General features: G+C 68.5%; 3 protein-coding genes. 2 read left to right on the forward strand and 1 reads right to left on the reverse strand.

What is annotated here, in order from left to right:
* Positions 1 to 49 precede the first annotated feature (49 nt).
* A complete protein-coding gene (locus tag V6M46_RS05675; RefSeq protein WP_332662807.1) occupies positions 50 to 865 on the reverse strand; it encodes an alpha/beta fold hydrolase in 816 nt (271 codons plus the stop codon).
* Positions 866 to 979: 114 nt separating this feature from the next.
* Here V6M46_RS05675 and V6M46_RS05680 point away from each other — a divergent pair, with 114 nt between their 5' ends.
* Both V6M46_RS05680 and V6M46_RS05685 read left to right on the forward strand, forming a co-directional pair.
* Positions 980 to 1,519: a TetR/AcrR family transcriptional regulator gene (locus V6M46_RS05680; RefSeq protein WP_332662808.1), complete on the forward strand. Its 540-nt coding sequence runs from the start codon at positions 980 to 982 to the stop codon at positions 1,517 to 1,519.
* Positions 1,519 to 3,519: MMPL family transporter (locus V6M46_RS05685; protein ID WP_332662809.1), on the forward strand; the 2,001-nt coding region annotated here is incomplete at its 3' end. The genes V6M46_RS05680 and V6M46_RS05685, both read left to right, overlap by 1 nt.

Below are 3,519 nucleotides of genomic sequence, written 5' to 3' on the forward strand. Positions count from 1 at the left end.
TTCGACCCGGCGGCGCTGCCGGACGAGCCGTGGGTCTTCGTGCCACCGCTCAGTTCTGGTCGATGAAGGACTCGAGGAGGTCGCTGACGGCGTCGGGCTGCTCGATCGTGCTCGAATGGCCGGCGTCCGGCACGATCTCCAGTCGCGATCCAGGGATCAGCTTGTTGAGCTCCTCGGACTTGGCCACCGGGGTCGCGACGTCGTCAGCCCCCACCACCACCAGCGTCGGCGCGGTCACGTTGCCGAGCTCGTCGGCGATGGGCTCGCGGTCGGTGACGCCGTAGATGGCCCGTTTCATCCCCGATCGCCTGGCGGCCTTGACCTCGTTGAGCCAGGCCTCGATCTGCGGCTCGGACTCCGGGTTGTTCAAGTACGTGGGCCCGAACAGCAGCGGCTTGACCTTCGACGTCACCGGGCCGAGCCCGAACAGGCCGTAGATCTTGGCGAGCAGCCGGTACTGGCCGACCTTGGCGGGATCCTCTGGGCCGGCGCTCGTGTCGAGCAGGCTCAGCGAGCGGATGAGCTCGGGGCGTCGCGCGGCCAGGCGCATACCGACGAAACCGCCCATCGACAGGCCGACCCAGTGCACCTTGCCCAGCGCGAGCTCGTGGATGATCGCGGCGGCGTCGTCGGCCAGTGTGTCCATGTCGTATCCGCCGTCCGCCGCCGGCGACCGGCCCTGGCCGCGCCAGTCGATCGTCACGCAGCGGTAGCGGGGCGCCAGCCGGTCGACCTGGTCGTCGAACATCCGACCGCTGAACAGCAGGCCGTGCCCGAAGACGACAGTCGCCGCATCCGGTCTGCCCACGGGCGCTTCGGTGTCCTCGATGTTGACCTTCGCGCCGTTGACCTCGACGAGTGCCATCCAGACCTCCTGTTTCCGTCCCTGAGCATGTCAGCGGATGCCGCTGACCGCCAGCGGATTCGGATTTGCCGTCGACCGTTGACAAGTATGTGAGTCATCACTAACTTAACTCCCATGCCCCCCGTGACACGCATGAAGGCCGAGGACCGCAAGGTCCTGATCCTCGAGGCAGCGATCGAGGAGTACGGCCGATCCGGCATGCACGCGACCTCCACGGAGGTCATCGCCGAGCGGGCCGGGGTCTCGCAGCCGTACCTGTTCCGGCTGTTCGGCACCAAGGCGGGGCTCATCGGCGCGGCGATCGAGCACCACACCGCCAACCTGCGTCAGAAGTTCCGCGAAGCCGTGGAACAACGCGATCCCGACACGTCGCCGCTCGAGGCGATGGCACTGGCGTACATCGGCTTCATGAACGACGACGTCAACTCGATGCGGTGTCAGCTGCACACCTGGGCGGCCGGGTCGGACCCCGCGATCAAGGAAGTCGCCCAGCGGACCTACCGCGAGACCTGGGAAGACATCGCCGCCCTGAGCGGCGCCAGCGCGGACGAGGTCCGCGACTTCATGGCCCAAGGGATGCTGCTCACCGTGGTGGCGGCCCTCGACCTCACCGAGCTGTACGGCGATCCGCTCGCCGTCGCAAAGGAGTTCTGATGTTCAGTGCACTCGGCCGCCTGGCCAACAACCACCCGAAGCGCGTCCTCGTCGTGACGGTCCTGTTCTTCGTCATCGCCGGCGCGCTCGGCGGACCCGTCGCCGGCCTGCTCAACAGCGACAACGACTCGTTCTCCGACACCGGCGCCACCAGCGCGCAGGCGACCAAGCAGATCGAGGCTGCGGCCGGTCAGGACGCCGCCCCCAGCCTGATCGCCCTGATCGACGTCGACGACACGGCAGCCATCGCCGAGACGACCCGGCTGCTCGAGGACGAGGAGTCGGTCGCTCAGGTCGTCGGCGGTCCCGAGGCGGGCCAGCAGTTCGTCTCGAAGGACGGCACTCAGACGTACGTCGCCGCGATCTACAAGTCCGGCACCGACGCCGACAAGACCACCGAGCACCTGCGTCACGAGCTCGGCGAGCTCGACGGCGTGCAGGTCGGCGGGTTCGGCCCGGCGTACCAGGAGGTCAACGAGCACGTCGAGGCCGATCTCGTCACGGCCGAGCTGATCGCGTTCCCCTTGCTGTTCCTCGTGTCGTTGTGGGTGTTCCGGTCGGCGGTCGCGGCACTGCTGCCCCTGCTGGTGGGCGGGCTGACGATCGTCACGTCCCTGCTGGTCATCCGGGGCATCAACGAGTTCGTCGACATCTCGATCTTCGCGCTCAACCTCATCACGGGCCTCGGGCTCGGCCTCGCGATCGACTACTCGCTGTTCCTCGTCTCGCGCTATCGCGAGGAGCTCGAACGGGTCGGCCCGGGAGCCGAGGCGATACGCCGGACCGTCGCCACGGCCGGTCGTACCGTCGCCTTCTCGGCGGTCACGGTCGCCGGCGCCGGCCTCGCGCTGCTGGTCTTCCCGCTGCGCTTCCTCTACTCGATGGGCATCGGCGTGACGGTCGTGGCGCTCGCCGCCGCGGCGGTCTCCCTGATCGTGCTGCCCGCGCTGTTCGCCGTGCTGCAGCACCGGGTCAACGCGCTGGCGCCGAAGCGCTGGCGGGCGGCCCAGATCGCCGAGTCGCGGGCCGAGGTGCACGGGTTCTGGTACCGCGTCTCGAAGTTCGTCATGCGGTTCCCGGTCGGCACGGCGATCGCCGGAGCCGCGATCCTGCTGGCTTTCGGCGCGCCGTTCCTCGGCGTCAAGTTCACCGGCGTCGACGCGTCGGTGCTGCCCGATGGGAGTCAGGCGAAGACCGTCGACACGGTCCTGCGCCAGGACTTCGTCGGTGCCGAGTCGTCGCCGCTCATCGTCGCTGTCACGGCGCCGGAGTCCGACGCCGCGGACATCACGGCGTACGCCTCGACGCTCGGCTCGCTCGAGGGCGCGGGCCAGGTCACCGAGCCGCGGTTCCTCGGGCAGGACACGTGGCAGGTAGACGTCATCCCGGCGAAGCCGACGCTCGATGAGCAGACGCTCGACCTGGTCACCGAGATCCGCGACACCGACGCCCCGGGCAAGGTCCTGGTGGGTGGCGCCAGTGCGGAGCAGGTCGACCAGGTGAAGTCGATCGCCGCCAACATCCCGTTGGCGCTGACGATCCTCGCGCTGCTGACGTTCATCACGCTGTTCCTGATGACCGGCTCGGTCGTGCTGCCGATCAAGGCGCTGCTGATGAACGTGCTGACGATCAGCGCGACGTTCGGCGTGCTCGTGCTGGTCTTCCAGGACGGCCGGTTCGAAGGGCTGCTCAACTACACGAGCCAGGGAGCCCTGGAGTCGTCACAGCCGGTGTTCCTGTTCGCCGTCGTGTTCGGGCTGTCGACCGACTATGCGGTGTTCCTCCTGACCCGGATCAAGGAGGCACGCGACGCCGGCGCCGGCGAGCGCGAGTCGGTCGCGCTCGGCCTGCAACGGACGGGTCGCATCGTGACGGCTGCGGCGCTGCTGTTCGCGATCGCCCTCGGCGCATTCGCGACGTCGGAGATCATCTTCATCAAGGAGCTGGGCATCGGCACGGCGCTCGCAGTGCTGATCGACGCGACGATCGTCCGGGCGATG

It is taken from the genome of Aeromicrobium sp. (genome assembly GCF_036676885.1).
In the GTDB taxonomy this organism is placed as follows: Bacteria; Actinomycetota; Actinomycetes; order Propionibacteriales; family Nocardioidaceae; genus Aeromicrobium.

Bases quoted from the DNA above. Each gene is read 5' to 3' on its own strand.
- V6M46_RS05680 (WP_332662808.1), top strand. From the start codon at position 980: ATGCCCCCCGTGACACGCATGAAGGCCGAGGACCGCAAGGTCCTGATC.
- V6M46_RS05675 (WP_332662807.1), bottom strand. From the start codon at position 865: ATGGCACTCGTCGAGGTCAACGGCGCGAAGGTCAACATCGAGGACACC.